Genomic DNA, 21,246 nt, shown 5'->3' with positions numbered 1-21,246 from the left:
CGCTATTCATAGCAAAGATGATGATTCAGTCTGATTCATCATCTTGCTTAGAATTATTTAGATACAAGCCATCCTTGCTATTTATTCAGTTGATATTCAAATTTTTTATCTGAAATTCAAAGTTTTCTTGAGCAATTGGCTGATATTAGATGTGACATTCTTTAAATTCTATCTAGCTGATTGGCGGAATAAGAAGTAGAATATGCGCTCTCTTCAAGTCACATTGTGGCAAGGTTATTTAGGCCTGCCCGTGGAGCCAAAATCAGCATGTTTATCGTTGCCGGTGCACCTGCACATTCTTCTTTTAAGAAAACTCAACTACTTTCACGTTTAGCGTCTATTAGTTCAGTTCAATCTATCGAAAGCCAATGGGTCTATCTCTTTGACCAAGCGCTGGGTGAGCAACAACAGCAATCCGCTTTACAGCTTCTCAATGATGGTGAGTCATTTGACCTCCGCCAAGCTACAAGTGATGAAATTCAGATTTTAGTCACACCACGTCTAGGCACAATCTCGCCGTGGTCATCTAAAGCGACTGACATTTTTGCCAACTGTAATACGCCGATACACCGCCTAGAACGCGGTGTTTTGTTTACTTTAAAAGGTATTTCTGAAATATCAAATGAAGTGAAACACGTTTTACATGACCGTATGACTGAAAGTGTTTTCAATAACATTGAAGATGCTGCTGCATTATTCTCTGAAACAGAGCCTAAACCTTTAAACTCAATTGATATCTTGGGTCAAGGTAAAGAGGCTTTGGTTAAAGCAAACGCTGAGTTTGGTTTTGCATTGTCTGATGAAGAAATTGATTATCTAACGGATGCCTTTGTTAAAATGGGTCGTAACCCGCATGACATTGAATTGATGATGTTTGCCCAAGCGAACTCTGAGCATTGCCGTCATAAAATCTTTGGATCTGAATGGACAATTGATGGTGAAAAACAACCATTGTCATTGTTCCAAATGATTAAGAACACTTATAAAGAATCTCCTACAGATGTATTGTCGGCATATAAAGACAATGCTTCTGTCATCGTGGGTTTTGATACTCAGCGCTTTTATCCAAAATTAGATGCAGAATCTGGTCAGCACATTTATAAGTATAAGAGCCAAGCTGCTCATATTCTTATGAAGGTAGAAACACATAACCATCCAACTGCAATTGCACCATTTGCTGGTGCTGCGACAGGTTCAGGCGGTGAAATCCGTGATGAAGGCGCAACAGGCCGTGGTGGTAAGCCAAAAGCGGGTTTAACTGGTTTTACAGTTTCTAACTTAAATATTCCTGGGTTTGAACAACCTTGGGAAGAAAACTACGGTAAACCATCTCGCATGGCTTCTCCACTTCAGATCATGATTGATGGTCCTTTGGGTGGTGCTGCATTTAACAACGAGTTTGGTCGCCCTGCGTTGAATGGTTACTTCCGTACATTCGAACAAAATGTAAATGGCGATGTAAAAGGTTTCCATAAGCCCATTATGATTGCGGGTGGTTACGGTAATATTCGTCCTGACCATGTAGAAAAAGATCCAATTTTACCAGGTGATTTGCTCATTGTGCTTGGTGGTCCTGCAATGCTGATCGGTTTAGGCGGTGGTGCGGCATCTTCTGTAGATAGCGGTAAGCTAGGTGAGAACTTAGACTTTGCTTCTGTGCAACGTGAAAACCCAGAAATGGAACGTCGTTGCCAAGAAGTGATCGATACGTGTTGGCGTATGGAAGACCATAACCCAATCGTATCTGTACATGATGTCGGTGCGGGTGGTGTTTCAAATGCAATGCCTGAGTTGGTGAATGACCATGAGCTTGGTGCAGTCCTTGATCTTCGTAAAATTCCATCTTTAGAGCCTGGCATGTCTCCAATGGAAATCTGGTCAAACGAAGCACAAGAACGTTATGTACTTGCGATTCGCCCAGAATCTTTACCATTGTTTGAGTCGATCTGTGCACGTGAACGTTGCCCGTTTGCAGTACTAGGTGAAGCAACTGAAGCACGTCATTTAACAGTTGAAGATCCATTGTTTGGTAACAAAGCTGTTGATATGCCAATGCAAGTGATGCTTGGTGGTACGCCTCGTATGAGCCGTTCTTATGATTGTATCGAACGTCATGGTGATGACTTTGATGCATCTAAAGTAACAGACCTAAAAGATGCGATTTACCGTGTTCTTAAAAATCCTACCGTTGCGTCTAAATCATTCTTGATCACCATTGGTGACCGTTCGATTACAGGTATGGTTGCACGTGATCAGTTTGTAGGTAAATGGCAAGTACCTGTAGCAGATGCTGCTGTTACTACAACAAGTTTAGTAGGTTACACAGGTGAAGCAATGGCAATGGGTGAGCGTCCACCCGTTGCATTGTTAAATCCTGCTGCTTCTGCACGTTTGTCTGTGGCTGAATCGATTACCAATATCATGTCTGCAAAAATTGACCAAATTAGCGACATCAAATTGTCTGCGAACTGGATGGCTGCGGCAGGTCAGGTGGGTGAAGATCAAGCATTATTTGAAGGTGTAAAAGCCATCGGTATGGAAATGTGTCCTGCTTTAGGTATCGCCATTCCTGTAGGTAAAGATTCTTTATCTATGCGTACCACATGGAATGATGAAGGTATTGATAAATCCGTAACTTCTCCTATGACAGGCGTGATTACAGCATTTGCACCTGTAACGGATGTACGTCAAACATTAACACCTGAACTTAAAGATCTTGAATCTGTACTTGTACGTATTGATTTGTCTAAAGGTCAATTCCGTTTAGGCGGTTCGATCTTAGCTCAGGTTTACAAAGCAATTGGTTCAGTGACACCTGATGTAGATAATTTTGACGATTTCAAAGCATTCTTTGCATTGGTACAAGATTGGAACAACCGTGGCTTGATTAAAGCTTACCATGACATTGGTGATGGTGGTTTAGTTACAACTGTTGCAGAAATGATGTTTGCATCTCGTTTAGGTGTAGCACTTGAAGATCAATCTGTAGAAAGTTTATTTGCAGAAGAAATTGGTGCGGTATTGCAAATTTCTAAAGCGGATTGGGTAGCATTAGAAGCTGAAGTTGCGGCATCTTCATTACGTGATGCAATTGCAGTTGTAGGTACTGTAAACAATACAGATACTTTAACTGTCAATGGTTTAACACTTGATCGTGCTGATTTGCAAGTCGCTTGGACTGAAGTATCTCATCAAATCCAACGTTTACGTGACAATATTGAAACTGCGGATCAAGAGTTTGCTTTAATCACCGATAAAAATCATAAAGGTTTAATCGCACAGCCGACATTCGATTTGAATGAAGAAATTGAAGCGCCGTATATTAATGGCCGTCGTCCTAACATGATGATTTTACGTGAACAAGGCGTAAATGGTCATGTAGAAATGGCTGCTGCATTCGATAAAGTAGGCTTCAACACTGTTGATGTTCACATGAGCGATTTACTTGCTGGTCGTATTAGCCTTGATGATTTTGAAGGCTTGGTGGCATGTGGTGGCTTCTCTTACGGTGACGTATTGGGCGCTGGTGGTGGTTGGGCGAAATCTGTATTGTTCAATCCGAAACTTCGTGATCAATTTGAGAAATTCTTTAATCGTGACGAAACCTTCTCTTTAGGTATTTGTAATGGTTGCCAAATGCTGTCTCAACTTGCACCACTCATTCCGGGTGCAGAAGCTTGGCCACGTTTCCACCGTAATACGTCCGAAATGTTTGAAGCCCGTGCGGTAAACGTTCGTGTTGAAAAATCAAACTCTGTATTGCTTGAAGGTATGGACGGTTCGATCTTACCGATCGCAGTTGCACATGGTGAAGGTCGTGCGGTTGCAAGCGCGGACAACTTTGCTGCATTAAATGCAGGTAACCAAGTCATCTTACGTTATGTAGATAGCCATGGTAACCCAACACAACATTACCCAATGAACCCGAATGGTTCTCCTGAAGCAATCTCTGGTGTAACGTCTAAAGACGGTCGTGCAACGATTATGATGCCGCACCCAGAGCGTAACTTCCGTGCTTTACAGCATTCTTGGAAACCTGAAGCTTGGGATCAAGATGGTGCATGGTTACGTATGTTTAGAAATGCGCGTAAATTTATCGGTTAGTACGATATGAGATTAAAAAAACCACCTTCGGGTGGTTTTTTTAAATTATAATGTCTAAAAATTCGTTAAATTTATGAAAAAACACTTATTAGATGTTTGTCGTATTCTTTTAGATAAGTTCACTAATCGTTATCACGACTATGATGGTTACTGGGGGATAGGAGTACTTTATACCCACGCTAAATCATTGAATAGCATGATTTTTGAATTTGACTTATTAGATAAATATTCTATACAACAAGATTTGTTCTTATTGGAAGTTCAACAGAAATTCCAGCAAGATTTAGTGCATTACTTGAATATTCATCGAAAAAAGTTAAATAATTTACAGGTCGCAAATATTGAAATCAACTTTGATGATCAATGCTTAATCAAAGAAAAAACCTTATATGGTCATTACTTTACTGTTAAAGTGAAAATTATAGATAGAGAAGGCAGAAGCTTCTCGGCTGAAGCAAATGGATATTGTGTACCGCACAAAGATTGGACTACTCAACGAAATTATATTGATTCCCTACCTGATAACAAAAAGAAGTTTTATTGGGAAGTTGGTTAACCATTTAAAATGATAATAAAACAATAAACCATGAATTTGTGACCTAAGTGAAATTTCATCTTTAGATGTTTTGATACTTCTTAATATGTCTTACATAGCGCTTTGAAATTTAGGTCTAAGATCTTTCTTCCACTGGACTTGGTTTATATAGAGGTTAGGGCAAGTATGTCATTTGGCACATAAGGCTAACGATAATAAATAAGAAGGTAACGCGGTTCGTTTTTAACTCAAGTATGAGGTGACGATATGACTAAAACAATCTTGATATTAAACAAGCAGGAATTAAGGCAAAGAGGTTGGAAATTATTTGCCGTGGTTGCCAGTCTACAAACTCTATTTTTAGTTGCAGGGTATTTTTTAACTGCGTAGTAAGAACCAACGTAAGGTGTTTTTTATTGGTATCATTTCATGTTATTTATATTGATTTGGGAATGAAATGGAGAATATTTATAGATTTAGTTATGATGATCGAGAAGATGCATTACGTTCATTAGCAAATTATTATTCAATTGATTTGAGTATTTTAGAAGCTAAGTTGAAAGATATATATGGATATATTAAAGAGCTTAAGAACAATGATTGCTATAATGAGTTATCACTCAATGGGATGATGCAAAATGAAATTAGAACTATCTTAAATCCAACGCTAGTCGAAAAAGATAATGCAAAAATAAGAGTGAGTTTTTATCATCGTTGTTCAACTGATGGAACAAAGGAGTGGTTTAAGGAAGGGCTTCTAAATAATGTAGAAGGAATAGAGTGTTTTATTCGAAAAGTTGAACATTTAGTTCCAGAAATAAAAAGTGAGAACCTAAATTTAGAGGCTATAAAACAGAAATCCAAAGATAAAGCTTTTATTGAAGAAAAAAAAGATCTAGATGGCATATGTGGCTTTTGTAGGTACGATGATGCACAATCTGAAAAAGTATCATATGGCATTCCTGAAATCTTTGATGATTTCGGCTTATATCATGTAGTTAAAGAAAAATTAAAATTAACATTAAAAAATACAATCATTAAATTTTACGTAGACCGTGATACTAATGAACTTAATTTCATATTGGAAGAATATTGGCATCTCCTTTGGAAGTTAGAAGATGAAATAGATTCCTTAGGTAATGGTTTTAATGTAGGAAGAGGAAAGACGATACCTTATGAAAATATTGAACAAATATACTTTTTAGATTGAAAAATAGTACCTAAAATGAAAATTAAAAAAAGACTTTCAAGTGAAAGTCTTTTTTTAATTGTTTCAATATGTGGATCAAACAGCCAGCTGAATTTGTTTAAGTACAGCTTTCAATGTATTTTCATAGTCAAAATGCGCATTGGTGCTTTCTTGATAACGCCAAGCAACATAACCATCTGGACGAACCAAAACCGCACCCGATTCATGAATCTCAGATTTCTTATCCCACGTACCATACACATCACGGTAGTCACGTGAACCAATTTGAATCACATCTAAATAAGCGAGATCTAAAGCCTCTACTGCTTGCTTCCAACCTTGACCAGATAGACCAGTCAGTAAAGTAAAACGTCCTTGACCTGTGATATCTAAAGTTGAAACTTTTTGACCCTTACGATTAATCAGCCATGTATGCGGAATTTTAGCGCCCGGACGTGTAGTGGCTTGTAAGTAAAGTTGCTGATCTTTTTCAAAGATTTCAGGTTCTGATTCAGCGATTACAGCATTCGAGTTATAACGCTGATTCAGTTCCACGCCTTGCGCATTAAACTCAAAATTCTTGATTTCAAGTGCTTGATAAAGCTTTCGACGAATTTCAGCACCTTGTTCATCTTCAGAAAAAATGCGTTCCAGCATTTCTTTTTGTGTCGTCACACCTTGATCAAAACCAAACACGTCTTTTAAATGTTTGTAATCAAAACGCGATTGATTGGCACGTGCCACAATTTGTTTACCCACTGGTGCACGTTCGGTTGTATAGGATTCTAAAAGAGTAGGGGCTGCCCAACCTTTAACCGCATATGCCAATTTCCAACCCAAGTTGAAAGCATCTTGCATACAAGTGTTTGAACCTAAACCACTTGAAGGAGGGTGACGATGTACGGCATCACCACCACAGAACACACGGCCTTTAGCATATTCAGTCGCCCAAGTCTGGTTCACGTACCAATACGATAATTTTTGAATTTCAACATCTTCAACTTCTGCACCCACAAAAGTATTTAAACGAGCACGGACTTGTTCTTCACTGACTTGAGGTTCACCTTTGGAAATATCAAAGCCCCAACCCATAATCCATTCATTCCAAGGCGTAATCGCACGTAACAGACCCATACCTAGGTCGCCAAAGCTTGCTTCAGGATTGACAATCCACTGTAAAATCGCAGGGCGATGTTGCACATACTTAGACAGATCGGCTTTAAACGTCACATAGACCGTACCTGCACGAGCCATCATCCCTTCCAATGGCAAATCAAGCTGTTCCACGACTTTAGAGCGCGCGCCATCCATCCCGACCAAATATCTAGCACGTAAAGTAAATTCGGTATTGGTGATACGATTTAAGAATCGAGCAGTTACGCCCTGTTCATCCTGCACGTGCGATAAATATTCGGTATTAAAATTATAGATTGCACCGCGCTCGCCTGCATTTTTAACCAAAAGTGCTTCCATTTTCGGTTGGATTAAATCCACCAAAGGACACGGACTGCCTTTGATATAATCGCCATGACGTTCATCACCTGTTCCCCAAGCACTTAATCGAGCAATTTCTTCACCGACAAGGCTGGTGGTAATCAGGCTTTCACCCATTTGATCCCATGGGGTGGCAATATCAAGCACTTGCTCTTCAATGCCTAAATCACGTAAAACTTCCATGGCACGTTGATTGGTAATATGTGCACGAGGACTATTGGCTAACCAGCTAAATTGGGTAAAGAGTTGAACTTTAATACCATAATTTGCAAGTGCTAATCCCAGTGTTGAACCTGCTGGACCTGTGCCAATAATTAAAACGTCAGTATCAAATGGTTGGGGCATGGGGACTTTCCTATTACTCATTCATGTGAAGGCTATCGAATTTCAATGCGAGTTTAGGAAAAAATCATCGTGTGCCAAAGTTGTATTCATATAAACTATCCATCTATATAATTTTAGTTCTTTTGCGTGTTGAACGCGAAGGTGTAAAATCGATTCTGCTCAGGATAAAGCACAGAATATGGAACTTCGACATTTACGCTATTTTATGACCGTGGCGCAGGAGCAAAGCTTTACCAAAGCGGCAGAAAAGCTCTATACCGCTCAGCCTTCATTAAGCCAGCAAATCAAGGACTTAGAACATGAAGTCGGTGTCGCGTTATTTGATAGAACCACTCGAAAAGTAATTTTGACTGATGAGGGGCAGGCATTTCAGAAATATGCTGAGTTAACGCTAGAAAATGCGAAACAAGCAATTGCAGTGGCGAGGCAGGTTGCACAGCAAAAAAATAATCAGATCCATATTGGATTTTTAAATGTAGCAGAATTAAAAATCATGCCGAAAATTTTTACTGAATTGAAAAATAATATTCCAGATCTTAAAATTCATTTACATAGCCTAACCTGTATTGAGCAAATTCAAAAACTTCGTAATGCAGAATTGGATATTTGTTTTACTCGTTATGAGTTGGATCATCCTGATTTTGAAAATATTCATATATTAACAGAACAGATTCATTTGGTCGGTGCGGAGCATTTGCATTCACTAAACCGTGTACTTAAAACAAGTGAATTAAAAAATCAGAATATGATTATGTGTGAGCAGAATGCATCACCAATATTTTATGAAAAATTGAATCAGTTAGTCCCTTTTGAGAAAATGGATGATCGAATACTTTGGGTGACTAATGTATTGCAACATATTAATTTGATCAATATGGGAATGGGATTGAGTTTTGCACCTTCATATTTGCTCAAGTTTCTTAATCAAAATATCAAAATTATTGACATAGATATAGAATTACCTCAACTTGGTTTATATGCGACTTATCCTCGTCAAGCAAAAAATGAGGCGTTGAGCATGACCGTAAAGACTTTAAAGCGACTGGTTGAACAAGGTATTAAAGAGCCAGTGCAATGTTAAAACTGATTTATTACGTTCCTGAATCTTATCTTGAATCCACTAAACTTGCTATTTTTGAAGCGGGGGCAGGTGGGATAGGCAACTATGAACACTGCGCTTGGCAAGTATTAGGCACAGGTCAATTTAAACCTGTCAAAGGCGCAAATCCACATATTGGTGAACTCGATGCATTAGAACAAATTCCTGAATGGCGTGTAGAAACCATTGTTCCTGAAGCAAAAGCTTCACAAGTCGCTCAAGCTTTAAAAGCAAGCCATCCTTATGAAGAGCCTGCTTTCGAGTTTATTCAATTGATCGACATGGATTAAACGTAGATTTAAGTATTTTTGACCTTAAATCTCTTGAATAAACAGTTTACGATCAAAACGATACTGCGGAAAGAACACACCATCTTCTGCACGTTCACCTGCACCAATGACCATAATTGGATAGTGTTGATGACCTAGGTTTAGAGTTTTACGAACTAAAGGTTCATCAAAACCTTCCATCATACAGCTATCAAAACCATGTGCTCGCATAGCTAAAACCAAATTCTCACAGGCAAGTGCCGTGGTTTTGGTTGCCCATAAAATACTGTCTTCAGCTTTAAATGCTGTCACAGGCAGTTGTTTGCCAAACTGTCGTGCAACCGTGAAAGTCACCTTCTTAAAGTGACCGATGGCATTAAATAATCCGGTTTTATAATTGTAGGGAATATAGGTGTAGTATTTTTTCACCAAAGGTGGAACTTCAGGAAAAGGAAATTCATTGATATTTCGTTTTGCCATTTCATCTAAGCGATCAGTACGTGCAACACAGACAATCAACTCTGCAGCCGTGCGAGCAGCCCACTGATTCAAGCAAGCTTTGACGATGGCTTTTTTCTTTGAATCCGTTTTAACAACATAGAATGTCCACGGCTGAAGGTTAGAAGAATTGGGCGCAAGTAGTGCCATATCTAAGCAATCATTTAAAACTTCAGCTGGAATCGCTTTGTCGGTAAATTTGCGCACTGAACGACGGCTTTTCACCACAGATTTAAAGTTTTCGACATCAATGTTTTGCGGTGCTGTTTCGATATATCTTTTCTTGTGATTAGAACTGGAACTCATAAGTTTACCCGTTTCAAATATGCTTCATTAAAAAAGCTCATCGAATATGAAAAACGATGAGCCATATACATTATTTTAAATCCAGTATTAATTAAATTGAGTAAAATCTGGTTTACGTTTTTGCATAAAAGCGCCCACAGCTTCCATCATTTCAGGTGAACCAACACGTTGCATAAAGATTTCAGCTTCATGGTCAATCCATTCGATGATTTCTTTTACATTGTGCTTCATCAACGCTTTACTTTGTACCAATGAGGCAAGTGGTAATGCAGCAAGGGTCTGCGCTTGTTGAGTTGCTTTTGCATAAGCATCCTCTTCAATACTGTTTACTAGACCCATTTGAAGTGCTTTTTCACTATTGAACTTTTGTGCAGTTAGCAGTAATTCAGCTGCCTGATGATAACCGGCTTGTTCAACTAATAGTTTGCTTGATGCACCTTCAGGAGACAAACCCAGGCTTACAAATGGAATTTGGAAGAGTGCAGTATTGTCTGTATAGACCAAATCCGCATGGAGCAAAATCGTTACCCCAATTCCAATCGCAACACCTCGAACGGCGATGATTAAAGGCTTAGAAAATTTGGCGGCAGATTTGAGTAAAACAAAGGGAGGGCCGTCTTGTGGACGAATCTGATCCTTCATTGCTGCAGACTTCATAAAGTCCTGCATGTCATTACCAGCACTAAAATCAGCATCAGCACCACGTAAAATCACCACACGCACGGTTTTATCTTGATCTGCTTCATCCAAAGCATTTGCGATCCAAAGATAAAGTTCAGCATACAGCGCATTTTTCGCTTGAGGGCGATTGATGGCTAAAGTCAGCACCCCATTATCAAGGTTTGCATTTAAATGTTCATGTGGTTGTTGAATACAGCTCAGCGTCATCGTACTATCCTTGCTTTAAGACTTCATTTAATTTTATGCATTCATTATGTCGCATATTTTTTTTGTAGACACAACTGATGAGTTCATAAAAAGTTAATTCATTATGAAATATACATTTGATTATTTAGTTTACATTGGTCGTTTTCAGCCTTTCCATTTGGCGCATATGCAAACCATTAAAATTGCTTTGGAAAAGAGCCAAAATGTCATTCTAGCTTTAGGTTCAGCGCAAAATGAACGCAATATCAAAAATCCATTTTCGGCTGAAGAGCGTGAACAGATGATTCTTTCAAATTTTTCGAAAGAAGATCAAGCACGAATCCATTTTGTCCATGTGATTGATGTTTATAATGATGAAAAGTGGCAAAAATTGGTTAAATCATTAGTGGCTGAAGTCGTTCAGCCAAATGAGAAGGTTGGTTTAATTGGGCATTTCAAAGATGATTCATCTTATTATTTAAAATTCTTTCCAGAATGGCAAATGCTCGAATTGGAGAGTTTAAAAGGTGCAATTTCTGCGACGCCGCTACGTGAAGCATATTATCGTGGTGAGATTATCGAGCGTGAGTTTCCATTGGGAACACAACAGTTCTTAGAAGAATTTCAAAAAACAGACATCTATCAGCAACTCAGATTGAAGTTTGAACAAAATGACAAAAGCAATTTAGACCAAGCAATCTAATCTAAAGCAATTTAGGTAACAGCTAAGTTTTCCATTATGTAAGAAGTATTTTGACTTCAATGATCATTTCATTTACAGCCTATTCTTTTAATGAGAATAGGTAGCTTTGAATGCTAAAGTTGAAAAGCTGTCAAATTCAAAAGTCCCACTTAAAAACTAGATTAATAATCGATCAACCAGAAAGTAGCTTAATTTATAAAGCTAAACTTCATGTGAGTGCAGAGTATTCATATTTTGTTGAGCTGATTGTTTTAGGATTTCAGTTAATTGCTTCAATTGAGGAGACTGCTGTTTCCAGTGATGCCAATACAAACTCACGTTTAGTATCGTATTTGGAATCACATGAATTAACTTTCCATGTTTAAGCGCTTCTTCAGCCTGAAATTCAGGGATCCAACCAAAACCTAAGCCTGAATATATAGCATCATAAAAGGCACTATAAGAAGGAATGGCATGTTGAGGATATTGATTTGAGTAAAGTCCAAAACTTTCCAAGATAAAGTCAGTATGTAAGCGATCCTTGTCATTGAAAATCACAGCAGGAGCGTGTCTTAAGCTTTCACGATCACAGCCCTTTGGAAACCATTCTTTTATAAACTGCGGCGTTGCCAACAGGTGATAGCGCATATCTCCTAGATATTCAGCAACACAACCTTTCATCGCATCTGATTGTGTGGTTAAGCAAGCATTAACACGACCCGCTTCAAGTAAATGATGAGTTTGAGACTGATCATCCACATGGAAATGCAGGGTGATTCGATGTTGTTTTAGACTGTCCTGAATACATGGGAGTAACCAAGAAGCCAAAGAGTCTGCGTTGGTGGCAATGTTGAGTTGAAAGAAATCATGCTCAAGGTTTTTTCCGCCTAAGTCTTGAAAGAGGCTTTGTTCTAATAATTTTTGATGTTGTAAATAATGAACTAAGGTTTCACCTGCTTGAGTAACGCGACAAGGTCGGTCTCGAACCAATAATAAATGTCCCAGTTGTTTTTCAAGTTGTTGCACTCTTAAAGTCACAGCGGATGCAGTGATATTCAATACTTGAGCCGCCAAATCAAAACTTCCTGTTTGAGCAACAGCAAAAAAAGCTTCGGTTTGTTTATGATTTAACATTGAGCTAACTAAATTTATTTTAGATAAATTGATATTAACTCAGTTTTAATGATTTAAAAGAATTTTCGAGAATAATGAACCCATTCATCAATGGGGGGATTCAATGTTTGAAATTTTAGGTTTTTTTAAAGGAGGATTAGAGCAATTTAAAGGCGCTGAATTTTATGCGGTGATCAGTGGTTTTTTGATTGGCTTGAGTCTGATTATTGCGATTGGTGCACAAAATGCTTTTATCTTGAAACAAGGTTTAAAACAACATTATGTCTTTTTAATTTGTACCATCTGTGCATTTTCAGATTCTTTACTTATATTGTTAGGTATAGTTGGCTTTGCTCAAATGATTCAAAACTACCCTCAGGTCATAGAATTTTCAAAATACTTTGGTGCATTATTTTTAATGGTTTATGGTGCTCAACATTTCTATAGTGCTGTGAAACATCAAAAATCGCTCTCGCTAAAAGAAGTTCATCCAGATCATTTACTAAAAATCATCGCGCTTTGTTTGGCTTTTACATGGCTGAATCCGCATGTCTATCTTGATACTGTCGTTTTAGTTGGCTCCATTTCCACTCAATATGATGCTTATAAATGGTGGTTCGCATTCGGTGCGGTATGCTCATCGTGGTTGTTCTTTTTTAGCTTGGGTTATGCAACGAAGTTTCTGATTCCATTTTTTCAAAATGCAAAGGCTTGGAAAATATTGGATAGCGTGATTGGCATCATAATGTGGTCAATCGCGATCAGTTTATTATTGTCTGTTTGATTTTATTTGATCTAATTTTTTAATCGCATTTATATGGCATGAATCTATATGGAGTGAATCAAACAATATCGAGATCGATGCAAGCTGAGTCAATTGATAAGTAAATGATCAGCTTACATCGTTCTGTCAAATCTTAAGCTTGTAAAGCTTTTAAATCTTCTAAAACTTGTTCAGCATGACCCGCTGCTTTCACTTTACGATATTCTTTCACTAACTTGCCGTTGTTGAAAATAAACGTAGAACGCTCAATGCCCATCACTTTTTTACCGTACATATTCTTTTCTTTGATCACATCAAAGTGTTGACACAAGACTTCTTCTTTATCACTGATCAAATCAATGGTGAGGGCTTGTTTTTCACTAAAGTTCTGATGTGCTTTCACTGAATCACGAGAGATTCCATAGATCGTTGTATTCAATGCGTCAAACTGGTCTTTAAGGCATGAAAAACCTACAGCTTGAGTGGTACAGCCGGGTGTTGAGTCTTTAGGGTAAAAATATAAAATCAGCCATTCAGCATTGAGCTCACTAAGGTTCACTTCAGAGTGTGTAGTTGGGAATATGTGATTCGGAAGGGTGATATCGCTCATTATTAATCTCTCAATGTTTAAAATAAGTATAGCTGAACTGGGCCGTTATAAAATTGAATGATTTGAAGTGAACTCTTAATTTTGAGTGTCCCACAGTTCTACTTTCATAAAATTTAAGTAAAAATAAAGCCACGCATTGGTGGCTTTATTGGATGTAGAAATCAATTATTTCTTTTGCATGCCTGCAAGTTTAGTATCGAGTGCAGTACCTAAACATGCTTTCACTTTTGGCTGTTCAGATTTACCAAATTTTTGCATTAAACCAACATATTTATCTTTATCTTTCGCATTTTGAGCACTTTGCAGTTCCCATTGATCTGCATTGGTCATACGACCTTGAGATTCAATATTACATTTACAAAGTTGGGTCACTTCAGTTTTAGATAAAACTTTTGCCGCACCCATTTTATTTTGCTCTTCAACACAGGCATTGATTAAGCCTTGTTTGATATTGCTAGATTTATAAATCGATTGTAATTTTGCTTGGTTATCAGTAGCTGGAGCCGCGAAAGTTGAAGCAGAAAATAAAGTAGCGACAGCAAAAACACTAGAAAGAAAAATATTTGATTTCATCAGTAAAAAAATCCTATTTACTCTGGAATGTAACGAGTCGGATCAGTAACAGCTGCATCAGCAAAACCTTGTTTGCGCAAACGGCAACTGTCACACGTTCCACAAGCTCGACCGAGGTTGTCAGCTTGATAGCAAGACACCGTTTGACTGTAGTCTACGCCATGTTCAATGCCTAAGCGAATGATATTTGCTTTGGATAAATGTAACAAAGGTGTTTCAAATTTAAGAGGTTTTCCTTCGACACCAACCTTAGTTGCAAGTCGAGCCATATTGGCAAAAGCCTCAATAAATTCTGGACGACAGTCTGGATACCCAGAATAATCAACAGCATTGATGCCAATCACAATCGCTTCAGCTTCAAAAACTTCTGCAGCTGCGAGGGCATATGACAAGAAAATAGTGTTACGTGCTGGAACATAAGTTACAGGAATACCACTTTGCTCATGATCAGGGACTTTAATGCTGTGATCTGTTAAGGCAGAGCCACCTAAATTACCCAAATCAATGTTGATGACGCGATGTTCAACACCTGCTTTTTGAGTGAGTTCACGTGCGGCATCAAGTTCAGTGGTTGAGCGTTGACCATACATAAAACTGATTGCTATACATTCATAACGTGCTTGTGCCCAAGCGAGACAGGTTGTTGAATCGAGTCCACCAGATAACAAGACAATGGCACGAGGACGCATAGGAGAACTCCACAAAACATGAAAAATAAAACGTTATTATAGCCTTAATTTGAGCATTTGGTTGAAAGCTTCATCGTATTCAATGCATTCAAAAAAAACCGATCACTATTTAGTATTAAAATCTTAAAAATGTGATTGAAAACTCGTTTTTATTAACTATAATTGACCAGTGGTCGATAAATATACAAACAAGCTAAACAATAAAAATTAGGGATAGCAAATGAAAAAAATGACTTGCCTTGTACTAGGGGTTGCATGCTTTGCAGCGCCTGCATGGGCTGTAGAAATACTCACAGACGATGAATTGTCATTACTCACAGGGCAAGATGGCTTGACCATCAGCGTTGTGCCCACTGGACCAATACAGGCTGAAGTGATTTATCACGATAATGACGGTCTTGGAAATGCGCTCATCGGAGGTACAAAACAAGCGGGTGCGCTTATTTTTGGTACTGCAGATGGCAAAGGTAATAATCCACTTTCTCTATCCTCTGGTTCTGCCAATATCAATGTCATTCTTAAAATTGACACAGATGCAGGACAAGGTGCTGATGGGGCTTTTGTGAATGTTGGGGTGAGTGTTCCTCAAGATCTTACGATTAATACCGGTGATATTTGGGTCGGGGCTTCTAACCAAAAAGTCGGTGCTGTGCGTGGATATACCAACGCAACCAAAATTTTAGATAATATGAAAGTGTATATCTCGAATCTCAATACCAATATTCAATTAGGTTCGACCCCACAAGGTGGTTTACTCAGTATGAATGGTATTTTCAAAGATGGTTTGCGTATTGAAGGTTATAAGTTAAATGACCATGGCGGCGGTGGTTCTTTGGGTATGGAATATATTAGCTTGCAAAACTCACAACCCGGTCGTTTTGGCGTTACCAATCTAGATTTCGATGTCGCTGGATCAGTCAAAGAAGATGGGTTGAATCTTAAAATAAATCGCTTAGGAGATGCTGGTGGCATTAATGCCATGATTTGGGGCGTGAGCGCGGGTGATCTTAATAATCCCAATACTAAATCATTTGGAGATATAGAGATCAGAGGGCTGAACTTAAATGGAACGACGATTAAAGTCACTGGACACTAATTTTGAATGTTTATTGTTGATGCTTAAACATATAGGTGTTGATCTGTAAAATATAGAATTTTAATAAAAGCATCTTCAATCAATTGAAGATGCTTTTGTTTTATAAACTAAAAATAAAAAACTTAGCGTCCAGTTTCATCATTCCATAATAATTTATGCAGTTGAAGCTGAAAACGAACAGGGATGTGGTCTTCTAAAATCCATTGTGCAAGATCACGTGCTAACTGAGGTAAACGGACAGCGCCTTTTTCGATGGCAAAAGCAGGTGAGAACCAAACCGTACTGACTTTCTCATTGAGCTTGTATTGCTCAACTTGAAATTTAGACCATTCGTAATCTTCACGATTACATATCACAAATTTGATTTGATCATGTTGAGTCAAGTGGTCAAGATTAGACATTAAATTGCGCTTATCTTCACCCGACGTCGGTGTTTTTAAATCAAGCACTTTAGAAACACGAGGATCTACTCTAGACACATCTAACGCACCGCTGGTTTCTAAAGAAACTTCACAACCTAAATCCGCTAATTTTTGCATTAGTGGAAGTGCATTTGGCTGCGCCAGTGGTTCACCACCTGTCACGCAGACATAAGGCGTTTTGAAATCCAAAGTGGTTTGAATGATTTCTTCTAAAGATTGACGTTCACCACCTTCAAATGAATAGGTCGTATCGCAATAGCTACAGCGCAGAGGACATCCTGTCAGACGAATAAAGACTGTCGGTAAGCCTAAGGTATTGGCTTCACCTTGTAATGAATAAAATATCTCCGTGATACGTAAGCCCGCAGACGGATCAGTAACAGGGATAGTAGAAGAACGGAGCGCACTCATTATAAAATTACCATCAATACAAAAAATAAAATCTCTACGATCATGTCTGACCGTAGAGACGCAAGACTATTGTAGTCCTCAGAGATTAAGCAGATTTTAATCTTCGCGTAATAAATCATTCAAACTCGTTTTAGAACGTGTTTGTGCATCCACTTTTTTTACGATAATTGCAGCATATAAGCTGTATGTACCGCATTTAGACGGAAGGCTACCAGCCACAACCACAGAACCTGCTGGTACGCGACCATAATGGATTTCGCCAGTCGCACGGTCATAAATCTTAGTCGATTGACCAATGAATACGCCCATTGAAATCACAGAACCTTCTTCGACCACAACACCTTCAACGATTTCTGAACGAGCACCAATGAAGCAATTGTCTTCAATAATCGTCGGATTCGCTTGAAGAGGTTCAAGTACACCACCGATCCCTACACCACCTGATAAATGTACATTTTTGCCAATTTGAGCACATGAACCTACAGTCGCCCATGTATCCACCATTGTGCCTTCATCTACATAAGCGCCGATGTTCACATAAGAAGGCATTAAGATCACGCCTTTAGCTTGGAAAGAGCCTTTGCGTGCAACAGCGGGAGGAACAACACGAACACCGGCTGCTTTGAACTGCTCTTCAGTCCAACCGTTGAATTTGGTCTCTACTTTGTCGTAGAAACGAAGATCACATGACTCAATTGGCTTATTATCATTGATTTTAAAAGATAATAATACCGCTTTCTTTAACCATTGATGAACAACCCACTCACTATTAATTTTTTCAGCTACACGTAGTGTGCCATTGTCTAATCCAGCAATAGCTTCCTCTACTGCTTGACGGATTTCAGCAGGGCAATCAACCGCTGTAAAGTTAGCGCGATCTTCAAATGCTTGTTCAATGATTGTTGAAAGCTGAGACATCGTTTTGTCTATCCTTAAAAATTTTTAAAGATTCTACAGTAAAAGCCCCAAAATTTAGAAAAAAATCACATGCCTGTACAAAAAATTGATTCGTATTTTCTGAAGCAAAAGAAAAAGTAATGAATTGATCAATTGGCGACCGTGTAAAACTCTTTAAAAACAACAAGTAGAACATAATTGTATCAAAAAATAACAAAAAATAATCAATTTGTGGCTTAATAGTGAGGCAATTATCGTCTATGATTCTTGCGAGTCGAAACACATTAATGATTAAAGAACAACTCATTATCTTGAGGAGAAATAAATGAAAGTGTTTAAATTACTTGCAGTGTCTGTTGCGTTGACAACTTCTGGTCTGGCTATGGCTGAAACTCAAGTTGTTCAAAGCGGTAACGTATTTGAAGCAAATCAATTGATCCCTACAGGCGTACGTGCTGAAGTAGGTACAACTGGTTATGGTGGTGCTTTACTTTGGACTGCGAACCCATATGTAGGTTTGGCGCTAGGTTATAACGGCGGTGACATTTCTTGGTCTGATGATTTGTCAATTAATGGTACAAAATACGATTTAGATATGGATAACAGCGTTGGTTATTTAAATGCTGAAATCCGTCCTTGGGGTGCAAGCGAAAATGTATGGGCTCAAGGTCTATATATGGCAGCGGGTGTTGGATATATCGACAACGAATATGGTTTAGATAAGCGTAACAAAAATGCTGAAGGTTCACTCAAAGTTGATGACGTAAGCTACACAGGTCTTGGTGGTGTACGTGGTACTCAAAGTTACAAAAATGATTTCGCTCCATATGTAGGTTTGGGTTTCGCACCTAAAGTGACTAAAAATATTGGCGTATTTGGTGAAGTTGGTGCTTTCTATACAGGTAACCCTTCTGTTAATTTAGAAAGTTATGGTAATTTAACGAATGGTGCTGGTGGTGCTCCGATCGATGTATCTGTACAACGTGAAGAAGACAAAATCCGTAACGACGATAAATACGAATGGCTTCCAGTTGGTAAAGTGGGTTTAAGCTTCCACTGGTAAGATCCAAATAAAAAAACGAGCTTCGGCTCGTTTTTTTGTTTTATCTTTAATCCTTTAATCCTTTAATCCTTTAATCCTTTAATCCTTTAATCCTTTAATCCTTTAATCCCTATTTATCAATGATTAAAAAGGAGCCAAGGCTCCTTTCGATGTTGATCAATCTATCGATCAATCATCAGGATACGCAATTTTCTTAAGGGCTTTAATATCGGCACTTGGTGCACAGAGTGAAATAAACTCATAACCATAACCACGAAGTAAATGTCCTTTGCGAACGGCAATCCAAGTGGTATTTACGCCAAATAGATCCGTATGGATTTGTTTTAAACGATGATCGCGTTCAGTGTCATACGCAACATCATTGACGATTCCTAGCCCCATCCCTAATTCTACATATGTTTTAATCACATCGGCATCAAGTGCGGACATCACTAGATCAACATCAAGTTCTGCTTCTTCAAATGCTTTATCGATTTTAGAACGACCTGTAAAACCGCCGTGATAAGTAATGATCGGATGTTCAGCCAAACGTTCTAATGTGATTTCACGTGGATTGAGTTGAGCTAAAGGGTGATTCTGTGGGGTAATAATGCAATGTTTCCAATTATAGAAAGGTACACTGGCTAAATTGTCTTCAGTGGTTAATGACTCGGTGGCAATACCGATATCCGCAGCACCTGTAAGTAACATTTCCGAAATTTCAACAGGGCTGGCTTGTTGTAAAATCAAATGAACTTTTGGAAATAACTTTTTGAATGAATTGACGATTGGCGGTAGTACATAACGTGCTTGAGTATGTGTGGTAGCAATCGTCAGCATCCCTTCATCTACGCGGTTAAAATCATCTGCTAGGCGTTTAATATTGTCTGCGTCAACCAACATACGCTCAACTATGCCAAGTAATGATTGACCTGGTTCAGTGAGGCCAAGCAAGCGTTTACCTTTACGAATAAACAGTTGGACGCCAAGCTCATCTTCTAAATCTTTAATATGCTTACTCACCCCCGATTGAGAAGTATAAAGTGCAGCAGAGGCCTCTGTTAAATTAAAATTTTGTCTAACGGTTTCACGAATAATTCTTAATTGTTGGAAATTCATATTTTTCTATCCTGAAAAGGATGGGGCAGTTGAATGCCCCATTTTACTATGTGTTAAGCCACTTGATTTGCAAATAGATGCAAGGTATTGGTGCTTAACCAAACCGTTTGATTTGGACGGAACTGATGGCGTTTGGCTTCATCGGGCGTAAGCAAGATTTCAATCAGATTACCTTGACGACTTTGCAATTCTGCAACCACTTTCCCTGCAATCCAAACTTCTCGCAGGAAAGTGGCTTGGAAGGCATTTTCCGTCGGTTGAGCGTGAATAGTCAGCTCATCTGGGCGAACAAAAGCAATCACGTCACCTTGTGGAGAATCTTTGGCTTGTGGCACTTGAATACGATCTTCACCGATTTGAATGATGCCATTGTGGTTTTGACCTTCAAAGCGATTTGCTTGACCTAAGAAGTCAAATACAAATGGAGTCGCAGGCTTTTCATAGACTTCACGGGGTGAACCAATTTGTTCGACATTACCTTTGTTCATCACAATAATTTGATCAGCAACTTCTAACGCTTCTTCTTGGTCATGTGTCACGAAAATTGACGTGATGTGTAATTCATCGTGTAAGGTTCTTAACCACCGACGCAATTCTTTACGAACTTTGGCATCTAACGCACCAAATGGTTCGTCCAGTAACAATACACGAGGCTCAACAGCCAAAGCACGTGCAAGAGCGATACGTTGACGTTGACCGCCTGAAAGCTGTGCAGGGTAGCGATCAGCCAAGAAGCCCAATTGAACGAGGTCTAATAAACGCGTGACACGTTTTTTAATTTCAGATTCAGAAGGTCGCGTGGCACGTGGTCGAACACGTAGACCAAACGCGATATTGTCGAACACAGTCATGTGACGGAACAAAGCATAGTGTTGAAATACGAAACCGACTTGACGTTCACGAACGTGGACATTGGTTGAGTCTTCACCCTCTAGAATGACTTGACCACTATCTGCAGACTCTAAGCCGGCAATGATACGTAGCAGTGTGGTTTTACCACAGCCTGAAGGTCCTAATAATGCAACCAATTGACCATCTGGAAAATCGAGAGAGATGTTATTGAGTGCATGGAATGCACCAAAGTGTTTTTCAATATTTTTGACTTGAATACTCATGCGGTCAT

The 21,246-nt window shown here is 38.7% G+C and carries 21 protein-coding genes; 10 read left to right on the top strand and 11 right to left on the bottom strand.

The features are described from left to right. The first annotated feature begins 267 nt into the window (after nucleotides 1-267). The 4 genes from purL (at nucleotide 268) to AC5YCE_RS08520 (ending at nucleotide 5,849) form a co-directional block, all read left to right on the top strand. A complete protein-coding gene (gene purL / locus AC5YCE_RS08535; protein WP_496171716.1) occupies nucleotides 268-4,104 on the top strand; it encodes a phosphoribosylformylglycinamidine synthase in 3,837 nt (1,278 codons plus the stop codon). A 73-nt stretch (nucleotides 4,105-4,177) separates the two neighbouring features. Next, the gene (locus AC5YCE_RS08530) at nucleotides 4,178-4,660 is read left to right on the top strand and encodes a hypothetical protein (RefSeq protein WP_496171715.1); all 483 of its coding nucleotides are present in this window, start codon (nucleotides 4,178-4,180) and stop codon (nucleotides 4,658-4,660) included. Nucleotides 4,661-4,906: 246 nt separating this feature from the next. After that, on the top strand, nucleotides 4,907-5,029 hold the full coding sequence (locus AC5YCE_RS08525) for a KGW motif small protein (RefSeq protein WP_496171714.1): 123 nt from the start codon (nucleotides 4,907-4,909) through the stop codon (nucleotides 5,027-5,029). A gap of 67 nt (nucleotides 5,030-5,096) precedes the next feature. Continuing rightward, nucleotides 5,097-5,849 carry a hypothetical protein gene (locus AC5YCE_RS08520; protein ID WP_496171713.1) on the top strand — a complete coding sequence of 251 codons (753 nt, stop codon included), beginning with the start codon at nucleotides 5,097-5,099 and terminating at the stop codon, nucleotides 5,847-5,849. A 75-nt stretch (nucleotides 5,850-5,924) separates the two neighbouring features. Here AC5YCE_RS08520 and AC5YCE_RS08515 read toward each other — a convergent pair whose 3' ends face one another. Then, on the bottom strand, nucleotides 5,925-7,667 hold the full coding sequence (locus AC5YCE_RS08515) for an FAD-dependent monooxygenase (protein ID WP_496171712.1): 1,743 nt from the start codon (nucleotides 7,665-7,667) through the stop codon (nucleotides 5,925-5,927). A 178-nt stretch (nucleotides 7,668-7,845) separates the two neighbouring features. On the opposite strand from AC5YCE_RS08515, the gene AC5YCE_RS08510 reads away from it, so the two are divergent. Together AC5YCE_RS08510 and AC5YCE_RS08505 are read left to right on the top strand one after the other, a co-directional pair. Further along, complete coding sequence (locus AC5YCE_RS08510) at nucleotides 7,846-8,748, top strand: LysR family transcriptional regulator (RefSeq protein ID WP_496171711.1); 903 nt, start codon at nucleotides 7,846-7,848, stop codon at nucleotides 8,746-8,748. Beyond that, the gene (locus AC5YCE_RS08505; protein WP_496171710.1) at nucleotides 8,742-9,056 is read left to right on the top strand and encodes an NGG1p interacting factor NIF3; all 315 of its coding nucleotides are present in this window, start codon (nucleotides 8,742-8,744) and stop codon (nucleotides 9,054-9,056) included. The genes AC5YCE_RS08510 and AC5YCE_RS08505 overlap by 7 nt, the downstream gene beginning before the upstream one ends. A gap of 24 nt (nucleotides 9,057-9,080) precedes the next feature. Here AC5YCE_RS08505 and AC5YCE_RS08500 read toward each other — a convergent pair whose 3' ends face one another. Together AC5YCE_RS08500 and AC5YCE_RS08495 are read right to left on the bottom strand one after the other, a co-directional pair. Beyond that, nucleotides 9,081-9,839, bottom strand: coding sequence for a nitroreductase family protein (locus AC5YCE_RS08500; protein ID WP_496171709.1), 759 nt, complete (start codon nucleotides 9,837-9,839; stop codon nucleotides 9,081-9,083). A gap of 87 nt (nucleotides 9,840-9,926) precedes the next feature. Further along, complete coding sequence (locus tag AC5YCE_RS08495) at nucleotides 9,927-10,727, bottom strand: enoyl-CoA hydratase-related protein (RefSeq protein WP_496171708.1); 801 nt, start codon at nucleotides 10,725-10,727, stop codon at nucleotides 9,927-9,929. A gap of 103 nt (nucleotides 10,728-10,830) precedes the next feature. Between AC5YCE_RS08495 and AC5YCE_RS08490 the strand changes: the two genes are divergently transcribed. Beyond that, entirely contained in the window at nucleotides 10,831-11,409 is a 579-nt protein-coding gene (locus tag AC5YCE_RS08490) for a nicotinate-nicotinamide nucleotide adenylyltransferase (protein WP_496171707.1), read from the top strand. 201 nt (nucleotides 11,410-11,610) lie between these two features. Here AC5YCE_RS08490 and AC5YCE_RS08485 read toward each other — a convergent pair whose 3' ends face one another. After that, complete coding sequence (locus tag AC5YCE_RS08485) at nucleotides 11,611-12,522, bottom strand: LysR family transcriptional regulator ArgP (protein WP_496171706.1); 912 nt, start codon at nucleotides 12,520-12,522, stop codon at nucleotides 11,611-11,613. 103 nt (nucleotides 12,523-12,625) lie between these two features. Here AC5YCE_RS08485 and AC5YCE_RS08480 point away from each other — a divergent pair, with 103 nt between their 5' ends. Next, nucleotides 12,626-13,285, top strand: a complete 660-nt coding sequence (locus tag AC5YCE_RS08480; protein WP_496171705.1) for a LysE/ArgO family amino acid transporter — start codon at nucleotides 12,626-12,628, stop codon at nucleotides 13,283-13,285. A gap of 133 nt (nucleotides 13,286-13,418) precedes the next feature. Here the strand turns inward: AC5YCE_RS08480 and AC5YCE_RS08475 are convergent, their stop codons facing one another. The 3 genes from AC5YCE_RS08475 to queC all read right to left on the bottom strand — a co-directional run bounded on the left by AC5YCE_RS08475 (nucleotide 13,419) and on the right by queC (nucleotide 15,136). Further along, nucleotides 13,419-13,874 carry a peroxiredoxin gene (locus AC5YCE_RS08475; RefSeq protein WP_496171704.1) on the bottom strand — a complete coding sequence of 152 codons (456 nt, stop codon included), beginning with the start codon at nucleotides 13,872-13,874 and terminating at the stop codon, nucleotides 13,419-13,421. Nucleotides 13,875-14,039: 165 nt separating this feature from the next. Next, nucleotides 14,040-14,447: a hypothetical protein gene (locus tag AC5YCE_RS08470; protein WP_496171703.1), complete on the bottom strand. Its 408-nt coding sequence runs from the start codon at nucleotides 14,445-14,447 to the stop codon at nucleotides 14,040-14,042. Nucleotides 14,448-14,464: 17 nt separating this feature from the next. Then, nucleotides 14,465-15,136 (bottom strand): 7-cyano-7-deazaguanine synthase QueC, encoded by a 672-nt coding sequence (gene queC, locus AC5YCE_RS08465; RefSeq protein WP_496171702.1) that lies wholly within the window; start codon nucleotides 15,134-15,136, stop codon nucleotides 14,465-14,467. Nucleotides 15,137-15,356: 220 nt separating this feature from the next. Here queC and filA point away from each other — a divergent pair, with 220 nt between their 5' ends. After that, nucleotides 15,357-16,232, top strand: a complete 876-nt coding sequence (gene filA, locus AC5YCE_RS08460) for a putative pilus system protein FilA (RefSeq protein WP_496126044.1) — start codon at nucleotides 15,357-15,359, stop codon at nucleotides 16,230-16,232. 122 nt (nucleotides 16,233-16,354) lie between these two features. Here the strand turns inward: filA and queE are convergent, their stop codons facing one another. Beyond that, nucleotides 16,355-17,065, bottom strand: a complete 711-nt coding sequence (gene queE / locus AC5YCE_RS08455) for a 7-carboxy-7-deazaguanine synthase QueE (RefSeq protein ID WP_496126045.1) — start codon at nucleotides 17,063-17,065, stop codon at nucleotides 16,355-16,357. A gap of 96 nt (nucleotides 17,066-17,161) precedes the next feature. Then, nucleotides 17,162-17,983 (bottom strand): 2,3,4,5-tetrahydropyridine-2,6-dicarboxylate N-succinyltransferase, encoded by an 822-nt coding sequence (gene dapD / locus AC5YCE_RS08450; protein WP_496171701.1) that lies wholly within the window; start codon nucleotides 17,981-17,983, stop codon nucleotides 17,162-17,164. A gap of 304 nt (nucleotides 17,984-18,287) precedes the next feature. On the opposite strand from dapD, the gene carO reads away from it, so the two are divergent. Then, nucleotides 18,288-19,025: an ornithine uptake porin CarO gene (carO, locus tag AC5YCE_RS08445; protein ID WP_496126047.1), complete on the top strand. Its 738-nt coding sequence runs from the start codon at nucleotides 18,288-18,290 to the stop codon at nucleotides 19,023-19,025. A 168-nt stretch (nucleotides 19,026-19,193) separates the two neighbouring features. On the opposite strand, the gene AC5YCE_RS08440 is transcribed toward carO, so the two are convergent. Both AC5YCE_RS08440 and AC5YCE_RS08435 read right to left on the bottom strand, forming a co-directional pair. Further along, nucleotides 19,194-20,123: a CysB family HTH-type transcriptional regulator gene (locus AC5YCE_RS08440; RefSeq protein ID WP_496171700.1), complete on the bottom strand. Its 930-nt coding sequence runs from the start codon at nucleotides 20,121-20,123 to the stop codon at nucleotides 19,194-19,196. 53 nt (nucleotides 20,124-20,176) lie between these two features. Further along, entirely contained in the window at nucleotides 20,177-21,238 is a 1,062-nt protein-coding gene (locus AC5YCE_RS08435) for a sulfate/molybdate ABC transporter ATP-binding protein (RefSeq protein ID WP_496126050.1), read from the bottom strand. Nucleotides 21,239-21,246: the final 8 nt, after the last annotated feature.

The sequence above is a fragment of the Acinetobacter sp. CY79 genome (assembly GCF_059515845.1).
Note: the sequence above shows the minus strand (reverse complement) of the source record. Positions and strands in the feature narration are given on the sequence as shown.

Coding starts and splice junctions, on each gene's coding strand:
- AC5YCE_RS08490 (WP_496171707.1), top strand. CDS start 10,831: ATGAAATATACATTTGATTATTTAGTTTACATTGGTCGTTTTCAGCCT.
- AC5YCE_RS08505 (WP_496171710.1), top strand. CDS start 8,742: ATGTTAAAACTGATTTATTACGTTCCTGAATCTTATCTTGAATCCACT.
- AC5YCE_RS08510 (WP_496171711.1), top strand. CDS start 7,846: ATGGAACTTCGACATTTACGCTATTTTATGACCGTGGCGCAGGAGCAA.
- AC5YCE_RS08475 (WP_496171704.1), bottom strand. CDS start 13,874: ATGAGCGATATCACCCTTCCGAATCACATATTCCCAACTACACACTCT.
- filA (WP_496126044.1), top strand. CDS start 15,357: ATGAAAAAAATGACTTGCCTTGTACTAGGGGTTGCATGCTTTGCAGCG.
- AC5YCE_RS08525 (WP_496171714.1), top strand. CDS start 4,907: ATGACTAAAACAATCTTGATATTAAACAAGCAGGAATTAAGGCAAAGA.
- AC5YCE_RS08435 (WP_496126050.1), bottom strand. CDS start 21,238: ATGAGTATTCAAGTCAAAAATATTGAAAAACACTTTGGTGCATTCCAT.
- AC5YCE_RS08485 (WP_496171706.1), bottom strand. CDS start 12,522: ATGTTAAATCATAAACAAACCGAAGCTTTTTTTGCTGTTGCTCAAACA.
- AC5YCE_RS08470 (WP_496171703.1), bottom strand. CDS start 14,447: ATGAAATCAAATATTTTTCTTTCTAGTGTTTTTGCTGTCGCTACTTTA.
- AC5YCE_RS08515 (WP_496171712.1), bottom strand. CDS start 7,667: ATGCCCCAACCATTTGATACTGACGTTTTAATTATTGGCACAGGTCCA.
- purL (WP_496171716.1), top strand. CDS start 268: ATGTTTATCGTTGCCGGTGCACCTGCACATTCTTCTTTTAAGAAAACT.
- carO (WP_496126047.1), top strand. CDS start 18,288: ATGAAAGTGTTTAAATTACTTGCAGTGTCTGTTGCGTTGACAACTTCT.
- queC (WP_496171702.1), bottom strand. CDS start 15,136: ATGCGTCCTCGTGCCATTGTCTTGTTATCTGGTGGACTCGATTCAACA.
- AC5YCE_RS08520 (WP_496171713.1), top strand. CDS start 5,097: ATGGAGAATATTTATAGATTTAGTTATGATGATCGAGAAGATGCATTA.
- AC5YCE_RS08440 (WP_496171700.1), bottom strand. CDS start 20,123: ATGAATTTCCAACAATTAAGAATTATTCGTGAAACCGTTAGACAAAAT.
- AC5YCE_RS08495 (WP_496171708.1), bottom strand. CDS start 10,727: ATGACGCTGAGCTGTATTCAACAACCACATGAACATTTAAATGCAAAC.
- AC5YCE_RS08480 (WP_496171705.1), top strand. CDS start 12,626: ATGTTTGAAATTTTAGGTTTTTTTAAAGGAGGATTAGAGCAATTTAAA.
- queE (WP_496126045.1), bottom strand. CDS start 17,065: ATGAGTGCGCTCCGTTCTTCTACTATCCCTGTTACTGATCCGTCTGCG.
- AC5YCE_RS08530 (WP_496171715.1), top strand. CDS start 4,178: ATGAAAAAACACTTATTAGATGTTTGTCGTATTCTTTTAGATAAGTTC.
- AC5YCE_RS08500 (WP_496171709.1), bottom strand. CDS start 9,839: ATGAGTTCCAGTTCTAATCACAAGAAAAGATATATCGAAACAGCACCG.
- dapD (WP_496171701.1), bottom strand. CDS start 17,983: ATGTCTCAGCTTTCAACAATCATTGAACAAGCATTTGAAGATCGCGCT.